Raw genomic sequence first — 17,822 nt, 5'->3', positions numbered from 1 at the left:
CCTGGGCTGCAGAACACGAAGAGGGGCACAGCAAGTGCTGTGCCCCTCTTCGTACAGGCTTCGATGAACCGTTTCCCCTACGCGTCGGCGACGGCCTGAGCATTGCGGTTGAACAGCGTGTCGATCGCGCTGCGCCCCTTCCCGCCGGCCTCAGGCATGAAGTGGGCGTAGAAGTCCAGGGTGATGGTCGGGCTCGCATGGCCGAGCCACCGGGCGAGGGTGACCACGGACTCACCCGCTTCGAGGATGACCGAGGCGTAGGTGTGCCGCAGAACGTGGAAGCCGTCCTTGCGGGACACCGCCCAGCGCTCGCCCGTCTTGCGCACGGAAATGACGCCGGCCGCTGCCAGAGCGGGCTTCCACACGTCGACGTTGAACATGTTCGCCCGGAGTGCGTTGCCGTACGTCGTGGTCAGGATGAGCGGGAACTTCTTCCTCTCCCGATCGGTTTCCGGGCCTCCCCAGGGCAGCTCTACCTCGACAGCGAGGTACTCCAGGAAGTACTCGGCCAGCGCCGAGGCAACGGAGGGAGGCATGTCGACGACGCGAGTCTTGCCGCCCTTCGGCAGTGCGAAGTACAAGCGGCCATTCAGGAGCTGCACCTGCCGACGTATGCGGAGCACCCCGCGGGCGAAGTCGACGTCTTCTGGTGACAGCCCGAACACTTCCCCCTGTCGCAGACCGCAACCCAGCGCGACCACGACAGCGATGCGGTAGCGCGGGCTGATCGCGTCCCGAACCCGAAGCGCAGTCTCCAGCGCCCAGGCTTCCCTCTGGTTCTCGGGCGCCTTCGGCCAGCGCACCGACTTGGCCCGCATCGGGTTGCGCACCAGACGCCGGTCATCGATGGCGGTCTCGAGGATGTTCGAGAGGGTGGAGAGGATCTGCCGCGCGTACCTCGGGGAGCATTCAGTCTCCAGCGTGGCGATGTAGCCGCGCAGCACCGATGCCGTGATGTCACGCAGGGGAACCGAGCCGAGATGCGGCCGGATATGGAGCCGCACCCGCTCGTCAATACGCTTGACAGTGGCGGGGCTGCCCCGAACTCCCGCCTGCCAGTAGCGAACCACGTAGTCGTCCAGCGGGATGGAGCCGTCGCGCGGGTCAACGAACTCGCCGCGTTCGCTGTCGGTGCCCGCCTGGCGCAGCCATGCCTTGGCGTCTTCGAGTGTGTCGAAGGACTTGTCCCGTACGCCGGGGATGCCGGCGACACGGTATCGGGAGCCCTTGCCGTAGCGGGCCGTTCGTTCCCGCTTGCCGGTGACGGGGTCCTTCTTCTTGTTGAGCCAGCGGTCTTCGATGTAGCCGGCCAAGCGGCCCCTTCCAGTAGGCGGTGGGCGGTAGCAAGTTCAGGTGCCCGCTAGACGCTCGTGTCGTAGTCCGATCGGCTTTGTGGTGCGGCGTTGAGGGGGCTGAGGGTCGTGTTGGAACGGGAGTCGGCCTGCTCCTGTTCGCGGATCCAGGCATCCAGGGCCTCCAGCCGGTACATGACGCGGCCGCGGGAGCCCATGCGGAAACTCGGCGGTCCCTGTCGACGGTGGCGCCAGACATAAAGGGTGTGGGGCGAGAGACCGAGGTACTTGGCGGCGTCCTTCACGGTCAGGAACGCCGCGCGTACAGCGGCAGGGGAAGAAGGGGCAGCGGAGGTGTCGAGCACAGGGCGCGCAGGCATCGGCGATCTTCTGTGAGGTGCGGATGGGAGCGGGACAGGTGGGCGGAATGGCGGTTCACCGCCAAACCGTCGGCCGGGGTGAAGCAGGAAGGGCCTGACGGACGAGCCGTAAGTGGGCTTCCAGTTAGGGGCGATTACAGCGCCTATGTGCTGGCTCGGCAGCTCAGGAAGGTCAATGGCCTCTTCGAGGAGGTGCCAGGGGATCTTGGCCGGTGTCGGCTGGCGAAGGGAGTGCGCGAAGCGCTCGGCGAGGCGCGGGGCGCTCATGCCGACGCACTCTGCCACCGCGACGATGTGCGCTGCGGTCTGGTCGCCGTTCCGCAGCCATGTCGCGATACGCGCGTCACGCAGGGCGGAGACGGTCCTGCCGAGCGGCGAGTCGATCTCGTGGGCTTCCAGCACCGCCGCCCGCGCCTGCCGCCAGAGCTTGCGGTAGACAGGTGCGGTCAGCGGTCGCCCGTCGTCCAGAACGAATACCAGGCCGTCGGAGCCGAGGCCGCGCCGGGCGATCTCCTCCTTCAGGATCGCCGCCAAATCTCGGCTTACAGGTACACGCCGCACGGTGGGCGTGCCGTCGGCTTCCTCCAGGCGGGGCTCTGGCCCCTGGGAGGGGATCAGCAGGAAGCCGTGACCGTCATCGTCGAGTTCCACCTCTCGGCCTCGCAGCGTCAGCGCCTCCTTCGGCCGCAGCACCGCGCCCCGAGAGCGATGGAAGCCAGGAAAGCCCGCATCGCGAGTCCGTTCCGCGGCTGCGCCACGGCTCAGTCCAGGATCGAAAAACACTGCCGCTCAGACAGATGGAACGTTCCTTCGTTAGAAACTGCAGTCGTAGGAAAGCTCCTTGGGAGTTGGAAATGGGGATGGGCAGAGCGTCCGACCTACCGCGCGGAACCAGGGGCGGCTGAACATCTTCAATGGTCCAGAGAATCGCCGGTTAGGGTAACCGGCGATCCCGTGCTATATTCCCGCTCCCGCCGGAGGCGTAGAGGTCACGCGGCAAACGGAGAGCGGCAGTTGCTGCCGCTCCCAAGCAACCGTTCTAGGTTTGCTTGAAGTCGACGATCTATTCCAGTCCGTTCCGGCCTCAACCTGTCTGCCGTCGGCGAATCACTCCGAAGGCCGCGTACCGCAGAACCCATGACGGGCAGCTGCCGAATAGAGCAGGCGCCTGCTAACAGCGGCTAACACAATGAGGTGGATCAGTCCTGGCTGCCTTGTCCGGGACGGGAGTTGAGCGTTCGGTCCGGTGTGGGGAAGTCGCCGTGGATCGTGTCGGATGAACTGTGGGACCGTCTGGAGCCGCTGCTGCCGCAGCGTGAGCGCAGGTTCCGGTATCCAGGTCGCAAGCCGTTGCCGGACCGGGCGGTGCTGTGCGGGATCTTGTACGTACTGCACACCGGGATCCAGTGGGAGTACCTGCCCAGGGTCCTCGGCTTCGGATCGGGCATGACGTGCTGGCGCAGGCTGCGGGACTGGAACGAGGCCGGCGTCTGGCAGCGGTTGCACGAGATCCTGCTGGCCGAACTGAACGCAGCCGCACGTCTGGACTGGTCCCGCTGCGTGGTCGACTCCTCGCACGTCAGGGCGCTAAAAGGGGGCAGCACACGGGCCCGTCGCCGGTCGACCGGGGGCGGGCTGGCTCCAAGCATCACTTGATCACCGACGGACACGGCACCCCGCTCGCGGTCCTGCTGACCGGCGGCAACCGCAACGACGTCACCCAGCTCATCCCCCTGCTCGACGCGATCCCGCCGGTCCGCGGCCGGGTTGGTCATCCTCGCCGCAAGCCGGACTCGCTGTTCGCCGACCGCGGCTACGACCACGACATCTACCGCGACCAGGTCCACGCCCGCGGCATCGTGCCCGCGATCGCCCGCCGCGGCACCCTGCACGGCACCGGACTGGGCACCTACCGCTGGGTCGTGGAGAGGAGTTTTGCCTGGCTGCACCGCTTCCGACGCCTGCGCATCCGCTGGGAACGGCGAGCCGACATCCACGAAGCCTTCCTCAGACTCGCCTGCTGCCTCATCACCCATCGGCAACTCAGGGCATTGCGCTGACACCGGAAACGCTGGGCACCCCATGGATGTCCGTGGCTCATGCCATGATCCGGCCTCATGAGTGACTGAGCTGCCCCGAGTTTCGTAGAGTCCGATCTTGATCGGTTCAGGCGGACTGCGGGGTTTGCTCCTGGCTGCGCCAGAAGGCTTCCTCGAACTCGGCGGGCGGTACGTAGTCGAGCGCGGAGTGAAGACGTTCTTCGTTGTACCAGGTGATCCACTGGAAGATCGCCCGTTCGACCTGGTCGACGTCCTTCCAGGGACCCTGCATCTCGATCAGCTCGGCCTTGAAGGTCCCGTTCAGCGCCTCCGCCATCGCGTTGTCATACGAGTCCGCGACGGAGCCGACCGAGGCGGAGGCGCCGATGTCGGCGAGCCGGTCGGTATACCGGATTGATACGTATTGCGATCCTCGGTCGCTGTGGTGTATCAGTCCGGAGTCCTTCTTGATCCGACGCCGCCAGAGCGCCATCTCCAAGGCTTCCAGCGGGAGTTCAGTCCGCATGTGGTTCGCAACCTGCCAGCCGACGATCATCCGCGAGTACACGTCCAGGACGAACGCCACATACGCCCATCCCGACCAGGTGCGGACATACGTCATGTCCGCGACCCACAGCTGATCGGGCCGGGAGGCGGTGAAGTCGCGGTCGACCAGGTCCGGCGGACGCGGCGCCGACGGCTCCGGAATCGTGGTCCGACGCCGCCGGCCACGGATGACGCCCTCCACGCCCAGCTCGGCCATCAGCCGCTCGACGGTGCAGCGGGCCACACCATGGCCCTTGCGCCGAAGCGCGCGGGTGATCCGGCGGGCGCCATAGGTGCCGCCCGACTCCGCGTGGACCTGCTCGATCAGCGGCATGAGCTGCTCGTCCCGGAGCCGGCGGGCTGACTTCGGCCGCTTCTTTCGGGCGAAGTACGTCGACGGCGACAGCTGAAGCACCCGGCAGACGGGATCGACCCCGAGACCTCTGTCACGCAGGTGGTCGATCACCTGCTCGGCCTCGTCCGGGGACGGTCGATCTCCTGGGCAAAAAACACCGACGCGGCTTTCAGGATCTCGTTCGCCCGCCTCAACTCCGCTACTTCTTTACGGAGTTGCTTGAGCTCGTCCAGCTCGGCGGTGGTGAGCCGGTCGTCCCGCTCCCCGCGGTCGGCCTCGGCCTGGCGGACCCAGCCGCGCAGGGCCTCCTTGTGGATGCCCAGATCCTTCGCCACGTGCGCGATCGGGCGACCGGTGCTGCGGACCTCGCGAATCGCACGCTCGCGCAGTTCGTCCGGATATTTACGGGGTGCTGCCATGGTGCTGGTGGATCTCCTTCGCCAGGACAGTAACCCTGGCATCAGGGACTCCACAAATCTCAGTACAGCTCAGACCGATCGCTTTCGCCTGCCTGGCTGGCCTCGTGGACAGACAGAGTCTCCGGGACTCTCACGGCCATGACAGGCGAGTTCGAGCATCGGCACGGCTTCCCACCTGGGACCAACCAGGTCCGGCTGGCCGACAACGACGATCAAGCCGCGGCTCGCACGCTCGCCCAAGTCACCCCTACACCAGCTGACCTGGTCACCTTCTACGAGAGCATCGGCGATGTCACCTGGGCGGACGTCGGCAGCGGCTACTTCCTCGATCCGGCCGGTGACGTCCTGATGCGGCTCCAGGAGTACGGCGTTGTCGACGTCGGTACGGACCAAAAGGCCCATGGCCTGGTCATCGGCTCAAACGGCGGCGGCCTGATCTACGTCGCGGGGCACGATGGGGCCGTTTACCGGACGCGGACAGCGTCGCTGGACGAACCCGAGCTCGACAAGGTGGCCGATGACCTACGACAGTTCCTGGAGTTGCTGGAGCACTCCCTGACAAGGTTCAACGCCGACGGCGATCAGGGACACCTGTAAGCGCAGGCCCCAGCGCCCATTTTGTTAGCCGTTGTAAGCGCCTGCTCTATTACGTGCTCTGCGTGGTCCGTTCATCGATGCATCTAGCGACTGTTCTTTGCCGCGGACGAATTGTCCTGACCAAAACCTGGTCAGGTTGCCGTCGTCGGGATCGCGCTTCTCGGCCTACCCAGGGGATACCAACACCCCTGCGGGTCCGCCTATGGCGCTTCGTACTCCGTGAGCATGTGGATCTCTCGCATGGTGCCCGGCTCTCGTGTGGTACCGGAACAGACCCAACTAACGAAAATCTCAGTAAGGTTTGTCCCGTAGGGCCAGGCGCAGCCGCGATTGCGCTCTGGCAGTCACGTCGGCGGCAGCCTCCTGCGGCGATGACAGAGGTCAGCGGCATGATGAGCGTTGTGACAAACAGCGCAGGCATGCACCCGGACCAGATCCCGGGCTACGACGGCGGCCGTCTGGCCCACCTCCCCGAGCTTCTCGACGAGCCCCTGTTCTGGCTTGGGCACCTCCACTCCTGCGTGCAGAGCGAGGAGGCCGAGGAGCTCCTGTTCGGTGCCGATTACGACGCTGCGGAGGACTTCCACCGCCGGATGACAGGACGCGCGGACTGGCCCACATTCTCGATCCCGGTCACCGCTGGCCGCCTGCACATCGTCTACCGCAACCTTGAGGGAGATGCAGGCACCGACTACCTCCTGCACCACCCCGGCTGGGACCGCGCCGAACGGTGGCGTACCACGACGGATACTCCGGAGAGGCGCCCTACCGCTGTAGGGCCGACCTCGACGGCCTACCTCCGGAAGCAGCTCAGGCCGGCAGCTTCCACTCCTCGGCGAGAATGCCGTGGACGACAGAGTCCCGCCACTGCCCGGCGCGCTGGATGTGGCCCCGGATGACGCCCTCCTCGACCATCCCGGCGGCGGCCATGGTGCGGGCGGAGCCAGCGTTCAGTGGCGAGCGGGCGCCCCAGACACGGTGGAGGCCCAGGTCGAGGAAGGCCACGGCTAGGAGCAGGTGGACGGTCTCCAGGCCGTACCCGACGCCCCACGCGTCTGGGCGCAGCGCGAAGCCCATCGTGACCGCACGCTGCTGGTGGGGGTCGGTTGCCAGGCGACCGACCCCCACCAAGTGCTGCGTGTCCCGCTCAACGACGGCCAGCGTGTACTCCGTACGGGGCTCCGCTGCGGCCGAGGCGACTGACCGCGCCACGATCTGGCACACCTCGTCGCGGGTGCGCGGCTCGAACGAGAGGTGCCGCGTGGCTTCCGCGTTGCCGTAGACCGCGTGCACGCCGTCCACGTCGGCGATGTCGGTCTCACGCAGGGCGAGGCGGGCGCTGGAACGGGCGACGGGGTGCATGCCAGGACTGTACCGGCGTGCCGCCTACCGGGGCAGGGCGGGGCGGATGGGCTTGTACAGCCCGATCTCCTCGTGCAGCTCCCGGCCGGTCGCCGCCTCCCGCAGGGTGCCGGTGGCCAAGGCGCTGCGCACGCGGTGGACGGAGGTGACGATGCCGGCGTTGCGGTAGCTGAGGGGCAGGTCCAGCACGGGGCGTACAGCGTCCGCTGCGCCTTCGAGGTCGCCGCCGTTGAGCCGGACCAAAGCCAGGTTGCATTGGGATCCGGCGAGGTCACCGAAGGCCCAGCTCGGGTCGTCCTTGTCGCTCAGGCCCTTCACCGCCTCCTCTGCGAGCCTTCCCAGACGGTCGTCGCCTTGGCCCAGGAGGACGGCCGCCTCCACGTGGTAGTAGCGCTGCTTGGGCAGAGAGTAGGTCAATAGACCGCCCAGCTCGTCCAGTGCGTCGGGGCTGATCGCTTCGCGGAGGTGTTCGGCGCGAACGGTGGCCTCTTGGACCGCCTCGGCGTCGCCGAGCACCGCGGCGGCGCGGGCTTCGAGGCCGGGCAGCCAGACGGACACGCTACCGCCCTGGTGCCCGGCGGCGCCCTGGCGGGCGAAGTGGAGGGCGTCCTCGGGCTGCCCCGCCCAGTAGGCGATGAGGCTCTTGAGACCGTCGACCAGAGCGACGAGCGCCGGTTCCTCGGCCTCCCGGGCGCAGAAGCCAGCGGTACGGGCCTGCATCCGAGCGGTCGCCGGGTCCCCCATGTCGTGGCTTCCCTTGGCCATCATGAAGGAGAGGATGGCGGCCATCCGCAGCAACTCACGAGCCTGCGTGGGCCGGGCGCGACCGCCCTCAATGAGCCGGAAGGTGTCGTCCTGCGCCTGCGCCAGATCCTCCCACAGCTCGGAGAGGGGGAGCCGCGGGTACTCCTGGGCGATGCGGGTCACCTCATCGCGGAGGAATCCGAGCGTTTCCTCTCCCACCTGGTTATTCTCGGCCCCCAGAGTGAACTGCATCGCGCGTCGCGCAGCCATCGCGCCTACCTTTCTCATCTCGCGCAGGTCCGTGCCGAGGTAGGCAGGGACGTCGGTGTGTGGCGTGCCGGGCGCCGCGCCGGGAGTCACTTCTGTAGCCGGTCCCCAGAGCTGGTCGATGCTGTGACCGAACATGTGGGTCAGGACCCGTTGGAAGTCCTTCTGCGGCTTCCGGCCGGTGTAGTACCAAGCCTCGAAGGTGGCGGCGGCCGGCTCCAGCGTTGCCAGGTGCGGCATCGCGTCGATCTTGGCAACCTCTGCGGCAGACTTCCTGAAGTGCCGCAGGAAGACAACGTGGTCCTTCCACGCGCGCCGATCGATCTCGACACGGAACAAGGTGGGTTGCGTCTCCGACATGTGCCCTCCTTGTGCGCCAGCGCGTCAACTCGGCTGACGTTAGACCGGTTTCGTCTTCACGCTGCCCGTGGCAAGGGCCGTTCAGCAAGGCCGAGGGAAGTCCGAGGAGACATAGAAGCTTCCTCGGTAAAGGCAGAGGCAAGCCGATGGAACTTCGTGGGTGGTTTCGGCTCGCGGTGTTGGCCAGGCTCGTTGCAGTGGTCGCGCAGAGTACCGAGGTGATCACAGACTCTGCGTATGACCTGGAGGCCAGCGATGAACTCGACGAAGAGCACCAGTGCCCCACCTACCGAGCAAGACGGCGAGCACCGGCGAACTCACGCACCCCAGCGAGGATTCGAAGTCGCCTTCGCACCCGAGCGTCACCGCGTCATCGGCGCCCGCAGAATGACAGCTTCGCACCTGCGCCTGTGGCACCTGTCCGAGTCGCTGACCACCGACGTCGTCGTCACCGTCTCCGAACTGGTCACCAACGCTGTCCAGCACGGCAGCGGCGACATCAGGCTACGGGTGCAGTGCAGCGCGGGCCGCCTGCTGGTTGAGGTCAGCGACCATAACCCCGCACCGGCCCGGATGCGGCCCGTGCACGACGAGGACACTCGCGGACGTGGCCTGCACTTGGTCAACCATCTGGCCCAGGACTGGGGCGTGAGCGACGGCGGACGCACCACATGGGCTGCGTTCGGGTTACCCGTGGAGACGCGGCGATGAACGGCCGGGGCAAACAACCAGATGAGGTATGCGCCAAGGCGCCCCTCTGCGCACATGCTGGCCGTGTCTCAGCTGGTTCCGTCCAGCACCAGAAAGTAGGCGTGATCAGCGATCCCGCCTGGCGTGCTGACGTCGTCTTAGGGCTGGGGACGCCTTGTCACGTCCTGCCAGTAGGTCGCGCGCATCTCGCCCCGCCAGACTGGCTGACGGATCGGACCGCGCGGGCTCACTTACTCAAAGTACGGCGCGACGTCGAGGATGGGAGTTCCGTCGACGGCGTCGAGGTCGGTGACGACGAGGTTCCGGCCGTCCACGCTGAGCAGCTGCGGGTAGCTGACTGCCAGTTGGTTGGGGCGCCGGTGGTTGCGGTGGACAAGCGTGCCGGTCGCCGGCCAGGAGGCGTTACCCCGTGGGCTGCGCTCGGGCAGCTCGACGTCTTCGGGGCGTGCCAGGTGGAAGTGCCATGTCACGGTCAGGTGGGAGAACTCCTCGATGCCCTGGAGGGTTTCGAGGGAATACGCCTCGTTGAGTCGGATCACCGACTCAACTCCGCCCTGACAGTCGTTCTGAACGCGGGTGTGGCCGCCGACGACCGTTGCGACTGCTTCGACCTCGTACGTAGTCACCGGTACTGGTTCCTCTCCTCGGGCGATGCTTGTCCGCGGGCCGCCATCTGCGCCGACACCGCGGTCCTGCACTGGCAGCTCGTCGAGCACCTCTCCCGGCGCCGGCAGGAGCCCGACGAGGGGGTCTGGGTGATCCGGGGGGCGCGCTGGCACCTCGTCCACTCCAGGGTGATGGCCTGGGTGGCTGTCGACCGCACCATCCGCCTGGTCGAGGCGGGCGTGCTCGACATGGACGTGGAACCCCTGATCACCTTCACTCAGTCCTACGGCTCGCGGGAACTTGACGTCGCCACGCTGCTGATCCCCGGCACCGGCTTACTGCCGCCCGACGATCCCCGCGTCGTCGGCGCCGTGGACGCCGTACGCCGTGAACTCGCGATGTCGGATGGGCTCGTGCGCCAATACCCCACCTGCGGCTACCGCACCGGGGTGGACGGGCTGACTGGTGATGAGGGCACCTTCCTCCTCTGCTCCTTCTGGCTCGTCGATGGCCTGGCCCTGACCGGTCGCGTTGATGAGGCCCGCAATCTGTTCGAGCGCCTCCTGTCGCTGCGCAATGGCTTCGGGCTTCTGGCGGAGGAGTACGACCCCCTCCAGCAGCGCCAGCTCGGGAACCTCCTGCAGGCGTTCAACCGCATGGGCATGATCCAGAGTGCCCGGCTTCTCCGGCAGCTGGCGACGCAGCCGTCTCGCCGCCGCGTCCTGGCGGTCTCGGCGCCCCGCTCGCCCTCCCCAAGCACGCGCCACAGTGCAGCGGACCTGACGCCGCAGCATGTCTAGCCCCCACCCCTGGATGAGGATTCCCATGTCTGACAGCGCCTTCCCGGCCCGGCCGACCGGGCCCGGCCACCGTAGACAGCCGCCCCCGGTCGACGCGATCACGCTGCACTGCGCCCGCCGCGCCGTAGCACTGCCCCTGGCGCTCGTTGCCGCGCTGCTCACTGCTGCCTTCACCCTCTGGTCCCTTCTCTCGGTGGGCCCCGGCTGGATCCTGGTCGGCTTGCTCTGCGGACTGGCCGGGGTCGCCTCGGTCGCGACTCGCGAAGCACGCACCGCCGCCGGAGCCGTTTCCACAGCCGTCGAGGAAACCAAGGCAGCGGCGCTTTCAACGGTTGCGGAGGCAGCAGCGGCCATCGAGAAGTCGGTGCAGTGGTCGGCGGACGAGCTGTGCCGCGGTGGACGCCCGCCCCTGCACAACCCGCAGGCGCCGCCCCCTGCCAGCCCGGGGTCCGACATCAACAACGTCCTGAGCGTCCTCCAGGGACAGGCCATCGCCTCGCTGATCCGCGTACACGACGAGTCCCAGTCCGTCGTCCTCCTGGAGGTGCTGCGGCGCCTGGCCATGCGCGAGCACGCCCTGGTCGGCAAGGCTCTCTTAGCGCTGAGCAAGCTGGAGATGCTCACCGACGACCCGGAGCTGCTGGCCAAGATCTTCGAGATCGATCACCTCGTGACCCGGATGCGGCGCCAGGTCGAGAGCACGGCAGTGCTGGGCAGACAGTCACTGCGCAGCGCGAACCGGCCTGTGCCGGTGACGACCGCGCTGCGCGGGGCGGTCTCCGAGGTCGTGCAGTATCCGCGGGTGTCCGTCGCGGCCGGGTCCGTGGGCGCCGAGCTGGGCCTTCCCGGCCATGTCGGCCCGGACCTCGCCCACCTGCTGGCGGAACTGATCGAGAACGCCTGCGAGTGCTCCGATCCGGCGACAAAGGTCATGGTGCGGGCTCAGCGGGTCGCGAACGGGCTGGCGGTCGAGGTCGAGGATCGGGCCGTCCCCATGCATCCGCAGGCGCGGACGCAGATGAACCACCTGCTCGCGGCACCCGACGAGGTCGACGTCAGTGGCCAGGTACGAGCCGGGCAACTCGGGCTCCTGGTCGCAGCGAAGATCGCCCAGTCGCATGGCCTGTCCGTCGTTCTGCAGGAGAACGTGACCGGCGGCACCACCGCGCTGGTCGTCATTCCGGCGCGGCTCCTCGTCGCGCTCCCCCGCATTGGGGACGCCGGCATCCACACCGGCGAGGCTCACACCCCCAGGCTGTCACAGCGGCAGGCCGTCGCGCCGCCCACCCCATCGGCCCGGCAAGCCACGCATGAGAGCCCGGCCGACGCCACGGGAACCGCAACGGCCAACCGTTCAGCGGACGCGCCCGCCCTCCCCACTCGTCCACGTCAGACCGGCGCGTTCCGTCCACCGCGTGAGCGGGAGCAAGCGCCGGTGAGCGCGCCAACGCCCGGGCTCGCAGCCGCATTCCGTACCGGCATCCAGGCAGGCGGGACCACTCATCCCCCCGGTCCGGACAAGCACCACCCCAGGTCCTGAAGTACCCCTTCCCTCCCCGGTCCGCCCCTGGCACTTGACCCTTTCCCCTTCTGGAGCGATCCCCATGAGCACGCACCCCGAGACGCACACCGCGCCCGGCGCGCCCGCCTCCGAAACCACCGCGGGTGGCCAGCGGGATGACATGGCCTGGCTGCTGCGTCAGTTCGCCGCGGACGTCCCTGGCGTCACGCACGCCGTCCTACTGTCGCGTGACGGACTGCGCCTGCTGGACAGCGACGTGGACAAGGACTGGGCGGACGAGCTGTCGGCCGCCATCAGCGGCGTCGCCTCCCTCTCCGCGAACATCACCGGCCCCAGCCACAAGAAGCGGTCGGCTCGTCAGGTCATCATCGAACGCGAGGACTGCCTGTTCTTCGTCCAGAGCGCCGGGCGCAGTGCGGCCTTCGACAACCGCCCCGGCGAACACGGTGAGGTGGACACGGTCCTCGCCGTCATCGCCACCACGGAAGCCGACGCCGGAGGTATCGGCTTCGAGATGGGCCGTCTCGTGTCCAAGTTCGCCCCCTACATGCTGATCCCCGTCCGCGTTGGCACGAGCGGCGAACTGCGGTGACCCGGCACGGCTCGGCGGACGAGGAGTCGACGTTCGTGCGGACCTACACCCTGACGCGCGGGCGCACCAAGCCCAGGCATCTGCTCGCTCTGGACACGGTGCTGGAAGCCGGGCCGGGACGGCCCGGGCCGGCGCAGGCCGAGGAATCCGCGCGGATCCTCGCCCTGTGCCGGGCACACCGCCGCTCGGTGACCGAGCTGGCGGGTCGCCTCGGCCGGCCGGTCACCGCCGTCAAGGTCCTCGTCTCCGACTTGCTGGACGCCGACGCCCTGGTCGTTCCTGTCACCGCCCCTGATACCGCATCCGGTCCGGACGACTCGGGTGCCGGTCCCTCCACCCAACTGCTGGCGGCCCTTTCCGCGGGCCTGAAGAGGAAGTGGCCCGATGCCCTCGCCTACCCCCAAGCCGGATGACCCGACCATGTCCCTGCATCCCCCGCCACGCCCGGCCGTCGGCGCCGCGCCGGCCGTGCTGAAGATCGTAATCGCCGGGGGCTTCGGCACGGGCAAGACCACCGCCGTGGCCGCCGTCAGCGAGATCACTCCCCTGAGCACCGAGGAGTACCTGACCGAGGCGAGCGCGGACGTCGACAGCCTGGCGGGCATCGAGGCCAAGCAGACCACCACGGTCGCCTTCGACTTCGGCCGCCTGAGCCTGCCCGACGCGCCCGTGCCCTTGGAGCTGTTCCTGTTCGGCACGCCGGGCCAGGACCGCTTCGTCGACCTCTGGTACGACCTCTCGCGCGGAGCCGTCGGCGCGGTCGTCCTGGTCGACACCCGCCGTCTGGAGTCCAGCTTCACCCCCGTCAGCTTCTTCGAGGACATCGGCCTGCCCTTCGTCGTCGCCATCAACCAGTTCGACGGAGCACACCGCTACCACCCGGAGCAGGTCCGTGCCGCCCTCGAACTCCCCGCCTCCGTACCGGTGGTGACTTGCGACGCCCGCAACTCCAATCACGTTGCCGGCGTCCTGCTCACCCTCGTCAGCCACGCCGTGCACCACACCTCCATCAGCCGCAGCGGCCACGCACCCGCCTCCAGCCTCCAGGACGCCTGATGTCACACCACCACAGCGACACCTACCGCACACCGCAGGCCAAACCGGCCGCACGGTCTCTGCCCCGGCGCGACATGCGCGACGCCGGCGGCGGACCGGTCGCCCCGCCCGCCGACCCGCTGGCCCGGCAGGCACCGGAGCTGGCGCAACGCTACGAGCTGCTACAGCACTTGGGCGTGTCCACCACGGCAAACGAGGACTTCGACGACCTCGCCCGCGACATGGCTGAGCGGGCCGGGTTCCTGTACGGGTTCGTCAACCTGTTCTTGGAGGAGCAGACCTTCGTCGGGCTGCACCAGCCGCCCGTGGATAGCGGGTTCGTCATCGTCGGCCGCACCATGAGCCGCGACCACGGCTGGTGCCCGGAGGTCATGGCCCGCAGGAAGGCCCTCCCGCTGCACGACGTCCACGCCAGCCCCCGCTTCAGCGGCAACGCGGTGGTCGACGCCGTCGGCATCCGCTCCTACTTCGGCGCGCCGCTCATCCACGACAGTGGCACCGTGCTGGGCACGGTGTGCGTCATCGACCCGGACAAGCGGTCCCTGGCCGAGGCCCGCCGTCTGCGGGACATCGTCATCAACGTCGGCGCGCAGGTGATGGACCACATCGCCCGCGCCCCCGTCCGCTAGACCGTTTCGCCCCCCACCCGCTCCGCGTTGCGACCTTCACCCAGGGAGAGGGAAGATCATGTCCGCCACACCCACCCCACCGCCGCCTTCGCTGCGTCCCTACCTCACCGCCCGCCACGACCTGCTGTGGCAGGAGGCGGACGCCTTCGCGACCGAACAGATCGCGCCGCGCGCTTCACGTATGGAGGCTGCCCCGGGCAAGGTGGAGCGCAAGGCCGCCGACCTGATGGCCGCACGGGGCTGGTTCGCCATCACTGTCCCGGCCGCCTTCGGCGGACTCGACGGCGGGCACGTGGCCAGGGCGATCCTGATCCACCGCATCGCGCGAGTCTCGGCGGCTGCCGCAGCCATCCTGCAAGCGACCCTGATCCCCGTCGGCGCCCTGCTGCACTTCGCCACCTACGAACAGAAGGGCCGCTGGCTGCCCCGGGTCGCGGACGGTTCCCTGCTGCTGTCGATCGCCGTGACCGAACCACTCGCCGGCGGACACATCGGCGGCATCGCAACCACCGCCGAACGCACCAACCACGAGTGGGTGATCAACGGCAGCAAGATCCACATCGGCAACAGTCACCTCGCCGGCGCCCACCTCGTCGTCGCCCGAACCTCCAGGCCCGGAGTGAGCACCTCCCAGGCGCTGACCGCGTTCATGGTCGAAGCCGACCGCCCCGGCCTGTCCGTGCCTCGCCACCAAACCGCTCTCGGCCTGCACGGCTTCTCCGCCGGCCGCCTCAGCCTCGACCACGTGCGCGTTCCCGAGGACAACGTGGTCGGCGAAGTCGGCCAGGGCCTGGCCGTGGCCCAGAGCAGCAGCATCTTGTACGGCCGCCCCAACCTGGCCGCTGTCAGCCTCGGCATTCACGAGGCCATCGTGGACACCACCACCACGCGGCTCAAGACCCGCCCCCGCTACCGGGGCACCCTGTCCGACCTGCCCGTTCTGCGGGACCGCGTCGGCGCCATGGAGGCCCGGCTGCGTGCCGGCCGGATACTCGCCTACCAGGCGGTGCACCTTCTCGACCAGGGCCTGCCCTGCGACGCCGACCTGATCAACTCCAAGTACCTCGGCCACCAGTGGGCAGCGCAGTCGGCTCAGGACGCCATGGAGCTGCACGGCGCCCACGCCCTCGACAGCGAGTACGTCCTCCAGCGCCTCTGGCGCGACATCCAGCACACCTACCCACCGGCCGGCACCGGCGAAATACAGCGAATACGCCTGGCGGACGCCGCTTTCGACGAGGACGACCTCCAGTGGTCCGAACGCCTGGCCGCCGAGGCCGCTTGGGCCCGCCCCGGCCCGACCGCCGCCTAGACCCCCGTCCGCGCCACCCCGTGAATCCGCACCGCCGCGCACGGGTCCGTGCCGCCGGCCCCGTCCCCCGCAGGACCGGCGGCACCTGCCCAGTGACCGTCCATCCCAGCCGAGAAAGAGCAATCGTGGCCCCGTCCTTAACGACCAGCGCACCCATCACTCCGCTGACGCCGACCCTGCTGCGCGTCGCCCAGCACCTGGCACGCGGCCTCCCGCCGAAGGAGATCGGCACGCAGACCGGGCTGTCGGCCGAAACTGTCCGCCAGTACATGCGTGACATCCGCGAAAGCCTTCATTGCCCTCCGCGCTGCCAGCCCCCGGTGATCGTGCACCGCCTGTTCGCCACCCAACAGGTGACCGTTCCCACGGCGGACCGGCCGGCGCCCCAGCTCCGTCCCGAAGACCTGCTGCTGCTGCGAGCCGTCGCCGAGCACAGCGACCCCCGCGGTACCGCCCTCGCCGCCAAGCTCGCCCCCGCCGACCTGCGCGCCGCGCTCGACCAACTGCTCGCCGACACGGGCGCCAAGGACACCACCCACCTGGTGATCCTGGCGCACGGCTGGAACCTGCTGCCGGCTGAGCCGACGCGCACCGGAGCGAGCCAGTGAACCCGCACCCGACCTCAACGGCCGACCAGAACCGGCCAACTGCGGCACGATGCACCACGGCGCCCCCAGTCGCCGTGTACGAGATGCACACGTTACGCACGGACGCCGAGCGCGAGGAAGCCGCCGCTCTCGTCCAAGACCGCCTTCGCTGGCTCACCCTGCGCGGCCTCCCCGTGCCCGCTCAAGCCGACGTCCCGGCCCTCTTCCGAGACCCGGAGACGAGGCCGGCCGGGCTCTTCGAGGACGGGAAGCTGCTGGCCTGCCTGATACCCCAGCGCGACCCCGGTCTCGGCTGGGGCAAAGGCACCTGCCTCTTCCTCGGCTACGTACACACCCTGCCCGACCACCCCGACGACATCACGCGGCTGATCACCCTGTGGGCCTCCGGCTTCGCCGCCCGGCAGGACCTGCCCGCCGTACGCGCCGAGGCCCTGGCTCGCCACCCCCTGGACGTCGACCCCATCGCCGGCCTGCTGCGGCGGTTCACCGACATGGGCTGGAACATCCGCGGTTCCGGCACAGGACGCGAGGGTGACCGAGTCGTCCGCCTCGAACTCGCCGCCGACCACCGGTCCGGGGTGAGCACCCTCATCGCCTGCCGCGTCCACGCGCCGGAGAAGGCCCCAGACGATCGGGGCATCGCGTGACGACGACCGCCGAACCCCAACGCCCCGACCTCGCCCGCGAACTGATCGCCCGGGCGGCCCAGTCGGCCGTGCACCGGGCTAAACGAGTCCGCAACCAGCTCGACGCAGTCCACATGGGCCAAGGTCGTCACGCCGAGCACGCCAACACCAAGTTCCTCGGCCGCATCCTCGCCGAGCACGACTGGCCCGGCCACCGCCTCGTCGGACCCGACGCCGCCCGTGCCGCGTGGAGCATCGCCCTGCACAGCGACGACACCCCCGCCTTCCAACGCGCGGCGACCATTTTGCTGGGTCGCGCGGTCCAGGCCAGCGACGCATTGGTCCAGCACTGGGCGCACCTGCACGACCGCGCCCTCATCACCAGCGGGCGCGACCAGGAGTACGGCACCCAGCTTCTGCTGCGCCCCGACGGCATCGAGCTGTGCCGACTGCGCGCGCCGGAGTCCGTCGACACACGCCGGGCCACCGTCCATCTGCCGTCCATCGCCGCCGCTCTGGAGGCGGTGCGCCGCCGCTACCCGTTCGAGGGCTCCGCCGACGAAGCGCCGACCCCGATCCTCGCGGGGGCTGCGTGAACGAGCCGATGCCCTGACGGCCACCCCACCCACCGACCGGACGCGACTGCCCGAGCTCCGCCGCCGGCCGCCGTCCGGCAACAGACCCCGGAGCCTGAGCGGGCCCCGGCATCCCGCACCATCCACCACTCCCTAGGAGGCATCCATGACCGCCATCCAGACCGAAAGGCCGACCGCCCCCGCGCAGGCCGACCTCGTGAAGTCCGACGACCCGTTCGGGCTCGACATCACCTTCATCGAGGGCACGCCGGCAACCGAGACGGCCCTCATGTGCGGCACGGGCGACAACTGCGGCAGCTCCTGCCCCAGCGCCTGCACCACCTCATAAGCCGGGACACCCCGGCAGCGCGGGGGGGGCGGGGGGGGGGCCCCCCGGCCCCCCCCCCCCCCCCCCCCCCCCCCA

General features: G+C 68.9%; 17 protein-coding genes and 3 pseudogenes. 14 read left to right on the top strand and 6 right to left on the bottom strand.

The features are described from left to right. Positions 1–77: 77 nt before the first annotated feature. Both AB0E07_RS22155 and AB0E07_RS22150 read right to left on the bottom strand, forming a co-directional pair. A complete protein-coding gene (locus AB0E07_RS22155) occupies positions 78–1,313 on the bottom strand; it encodes a site-specific integrase (protein WP_362254650.1) in 1,236 nt (411 codons plus the stop codon). Positions 1,314–1,360: 47 nt separating this feature from the next. Beyond that, positions 1,361–2,323, bottom strand: a complete 963-nt coding sequence (locus AB0E07_RS22150; RefSeq protein WP_362254647.1) for a helix-turn-helix domain-containing protein — start codon at positions 2,321–2,323, stop codon at positions 1,361–1,363. Positions 2,324–2,866: 543 nt separating this feature from the next. Here AB0E07_RS22150 and AB0E07_RS22145 point away from each other — a divergent pair. Beyond that, positions 2,867–3,732: pseudogene (locus AB0E07_RS22145) on the top strand (IS5 family transposase). A gap of 106 nt (positions 3,733–3,838) precedes the next feature. On the opposite strand, the gene AB0E07_RS22140 reads toward AB0E07_RS22145, so the two are convergent. Beyond that, positions 3,839–5,031, bottom strand: a protein-coding gene (locus tag AB0E07_RS22140; RefSeq protein ID WP_362254644.1) for an IS3 family transposase whose coding sequence is annotated in 2 segments (ribosomal slippage) — positions 3,839–4,767 and positions 4,767–5,031 — 1,194 coding nt in all. Because the reading frame shifts where the segments join, the coding sequence is not laid out codon by codon here. 138 nt (positions 5,032–5,169) lie between these two features. On the opposite strand from AB0E07_RS22140, the gene AB0E07_RS22135 reads away from it, so the two are divergent. Then, positions 5,170–5,628, top strand: a complete 459-nt coding sequence (locus tag AB0E07_RS22135) for an SMI1/KNR4 family protein (RefSeq protein ID WP_362254641.1) — start codon at positions 5,170–5,172, stop codon at positions 5,626–5,628. An 810-nt stretch (positions 5,629–6,438) separates the two neighbouring features. Here the strand turns inward: AB0E07_RS22135 and AB0E07_RS22130 are convergent. Next, positions 6,439–6,990, bottom strand: a complete 552-nt coding sequence (locus AB0E07_RS22130) for a GNAT family protein (RefSeq protein ID WP_362254639.1) — start codon at positions 6,988–6,990, stop codon at positions 6,439–6,441. Positions 6,991–7,014: 24 nt separating this feature from the next. Continuing rightward, positions 7,015–8,361: a hypothetical protein gene (locus AB0E07_RS22125; RefSeq protein ID WP_362254636.1), complete on the bottom strand. Its 1,347-nt coding sequence runs from the start codon at positions 8,359–8,361 to the stop codon at positions 7,015–7,017. A 237-nt stretch (positions 8,362–8,598) separates the two neighbouring features. On the opposite strand from AB0E07_RS22125, the gene AB0E07_RS22120 reads away from it, so the two are divergent. Further along, entirely contained in the window at positions 8,599–9,072 is a 474-nt protein-coding gene (locus tag AB0E07_RS22120; protein WP_362254633.1) for an ATP-binding protein, read from the top strand. Positions 9,073–9,209: 137 nt separating this feature from the next. Here the strand turns inward: AB0E07_RS22120 and AB0E07_RS22115 are convergent. After that, positions 9,210–9,698: pseudogene (locus AB0E07_RS22115) on the bottom strand (SAM-dependent methyltransferase). Positions 9,699–9,746: 48 nt separating this feature from the next. Here AB0E07_RS22115 and AB0E07_RS22110 point away from each other — a divergent pair. The 11 genes and pseudogenes from AB0E07_RS22110 to AB0E07_RS22060 form a co-directional block, all read left to right on the top strand. Continuing rightward, positions 9,747–10,478: pseudogene (locus AB0E07_RS22110) on the top strand (glycoside hydrolase family 15 protein); the annotation flags it as partial. A gap of 25 nt (positions 10,479–10,503) precedes the next feature. Beyond that, on the top strand, positions 10,504–12,018 hold the full coding sequence (locus AB0E07_RS22105; protein WP_362254630.1) for an ATP-binding protein: 1,515 nt from the start codon (positions 10,504–10,506) through the stop codon (positions 12,016–12,018). 64 nt (positions 12,019–12,082) lie between these two features. Continuing rightward, a complete protein-coding gene (locus tag AB0E07_RS22100; protein ID WP_362254627.1) occupies positions 12,083–12,592 on the top strand; it encodes a roadblock/LC7 domain-containing protein in 510 nt (169 codons plus the stop codon). Further along, a complete protein-coding gene (locus AB0E07_RS22095) occupies positions 12,589–13,005 on the top strand; it encodes a DUF742 domain-containing protein (RefSeq protein WP_362254624.1) in 417 nt (138 codons plus the stop codon). The genes AB0E07_RS22100 and AB0E07_RS22095 overlap by 4 nt, the downstream gene beginning before the upstream one ends. Before the next feature lie 7 nt (positions 13,006–13,012). After that, entirely contained in the window at positions 13,013–13,648 is a 636-nt protein-coding gene (locus AB0E07_RS22090) for an ATP/GTP-binding protein (protein ID WP_362254621.1), read from the top strand. Continuing rightward, a complete protein-coding gene (locus tag AB0E07_RS22085) occupies positions 13,648–14,277 on the top strand; it encodes a GAF domain-containing protein (RefSeq protein ID WP_362254618.1) in 630 nt (209 codons plus the stop codon). The genes AB0E07_RS22090 and AB0E07_RS22085 overlap by 1 nt, the downstream gene beginning before the upstream one ends. A 58-nt stretch (positions 14,278–14,335) precedes the next feature. Continuing rightward, entirely contained in the window at positions 14,336–15,589 is a 1,254-nt protein-coding gene (locus tag AB0E07_RS22080; protein WP_362254615.1) for an acyl-CoA dehydrogenase family protein, read from the top strand. A 125-nt stretch (positions 15,590–15,714) separates the two neighbouring features. Then, positions 15,715–16,197 (top strand): LuxR C-terminal-related transcriptional regulator, encoded by a 483-nt coding sequence (locus AB0E07_RS22075; RefSeq protein ID WP_362254612.1) that lies wholly within the window; start codon positions 15,715–15,717, stop codon positions 16,195–16,197. 83 nt (positions 16,198–16,280) lie between these two features. After that, a complete protein-coding gene (locus tag AB0E07_RS22070) occupies positions 16,281–16,844 on the top strand; it encodes a hypothetical protein (RefSeq protein ID WP_362254608.1) in 564 nt (187 codons plus the stop codon). Beyond that, positions 16,841–17,419, top strand: coding sequence for a DUF6624 domain-containing protein (locus AB0E07_RS22065; protein ID WP_362254604.1), 579 nt, complete (start codon positions 16,841–16,843; stop codon positions 17,417–17,419). The genes AB0E07_RS22070 and AB0E07_RS22065 overlap by 4 nt, the downstream gene beginning before the upstream one ends. A 145-nt stretch (positions 17,420–17,564) precedes the next feature. Further along, positions 17,565–17,747, top strand: coding sequence for an FxLD family lanthipeptide (locus tag AB0E07_RS22060; protein WP_362254601.1), 183 nt, complete (start codon positions 17,565–17,567; stop codon positions 17,745–17,747). Positions 17,748–17,822: the final 75 nt, after the last annotated feature.

The organism is Streptomyces sp. NPDC048002, from assembly GCF_040653275.1.
Classification (GTDB): Bacteria; Actinomycetota; Actinomycetes; order Streptomycetales; family Streptomycetaceae; genus Streptomyces.
Note: the sequence above shows the minus strand (reverse complement) of the source record. Positions and strands in the feature narration are given on the sequence as shown.

Bases quoted from the DNA above. Each gene is read 5' to 3' on its own strand.
- AB0E07_RS22070 (WP_362254608.1), top strand. From the start codon at position 16,281: ATGCACACGTTACGCACGGACGCCGAGCGCGAGGAAGCCGCCGCTCTC.
- AB0E07_RS22130 (WP_362254639.1), bottom strand. From the start codon at position 6,990: ATGCACCCCGTCGCCCGTTCCAGCGCCCGCCTCGCCCTGCGTGAGACC.
- AB0E07_RS22085 (WP_362254618.1), top strand. From the start codon at position 13,648: ATGTCACACCACCACAGCGACACCTACCGCACACCGCAGGCCAAACCG.
- AB0E07_RS22080 (WP_362254615.1), top strand. From the start codon at position 14,336: ATGTCCGCCACACCCACCCCACCGCCGCCTTCGCTGCGTCCCTACCTC.
- AB0E07_RS22060 (WP_362254601.1), top strand. From the start codon at position 17,565: ATGACCGCCATCCAGACCGAAAGGCCGACCGCCCCCGCGCAGGCCGAC.
- AB0E07_RS22125 (WP_362254636.1), bottom strand. From the start codon at position 8,361: ATGTCGGAGACGCAACCCACCTTGTTCCGTGTCGAGATCGATCGGCGC.
- AB0E07_RS22120 (WP_362254633.1), top strand. From the start codon at position 8,599: ATGACCTGGAGGCCAGCGATGAACTCGACGAAGAGCACCAGTGCCCCA.
- AB0E07_RS22135 (WP_362254641.1), top strand. From the start codon at position 5,170: ATGACAGGCGAGTTCGAGCATCGGCACGGCTTCCCACCTGGGACCAAC.
- AB0E07_RS22100 (WP_362254627.1), top strand. From the start codon at position 12,083: ATGAGCACGCACCCCGAGACGCACACCGCGCCCGGCGCGCCCGCCTCC.
- AB0E07_RS22090 (WP_362254621.1), top strand. From the start codon at position 13,013: ATGTCCCTGCATCCCCCGCCACGCCCGGCCGTCGGCGCCGCGCCGGCC.
- AB0E07_RS22105 (WP_362254630.1), top strand. From the start codon at position 10,504: ATGTCTGACAGCGCCTTCCCGGCCCGGCCGACCGGGCCCGGCCACCGT.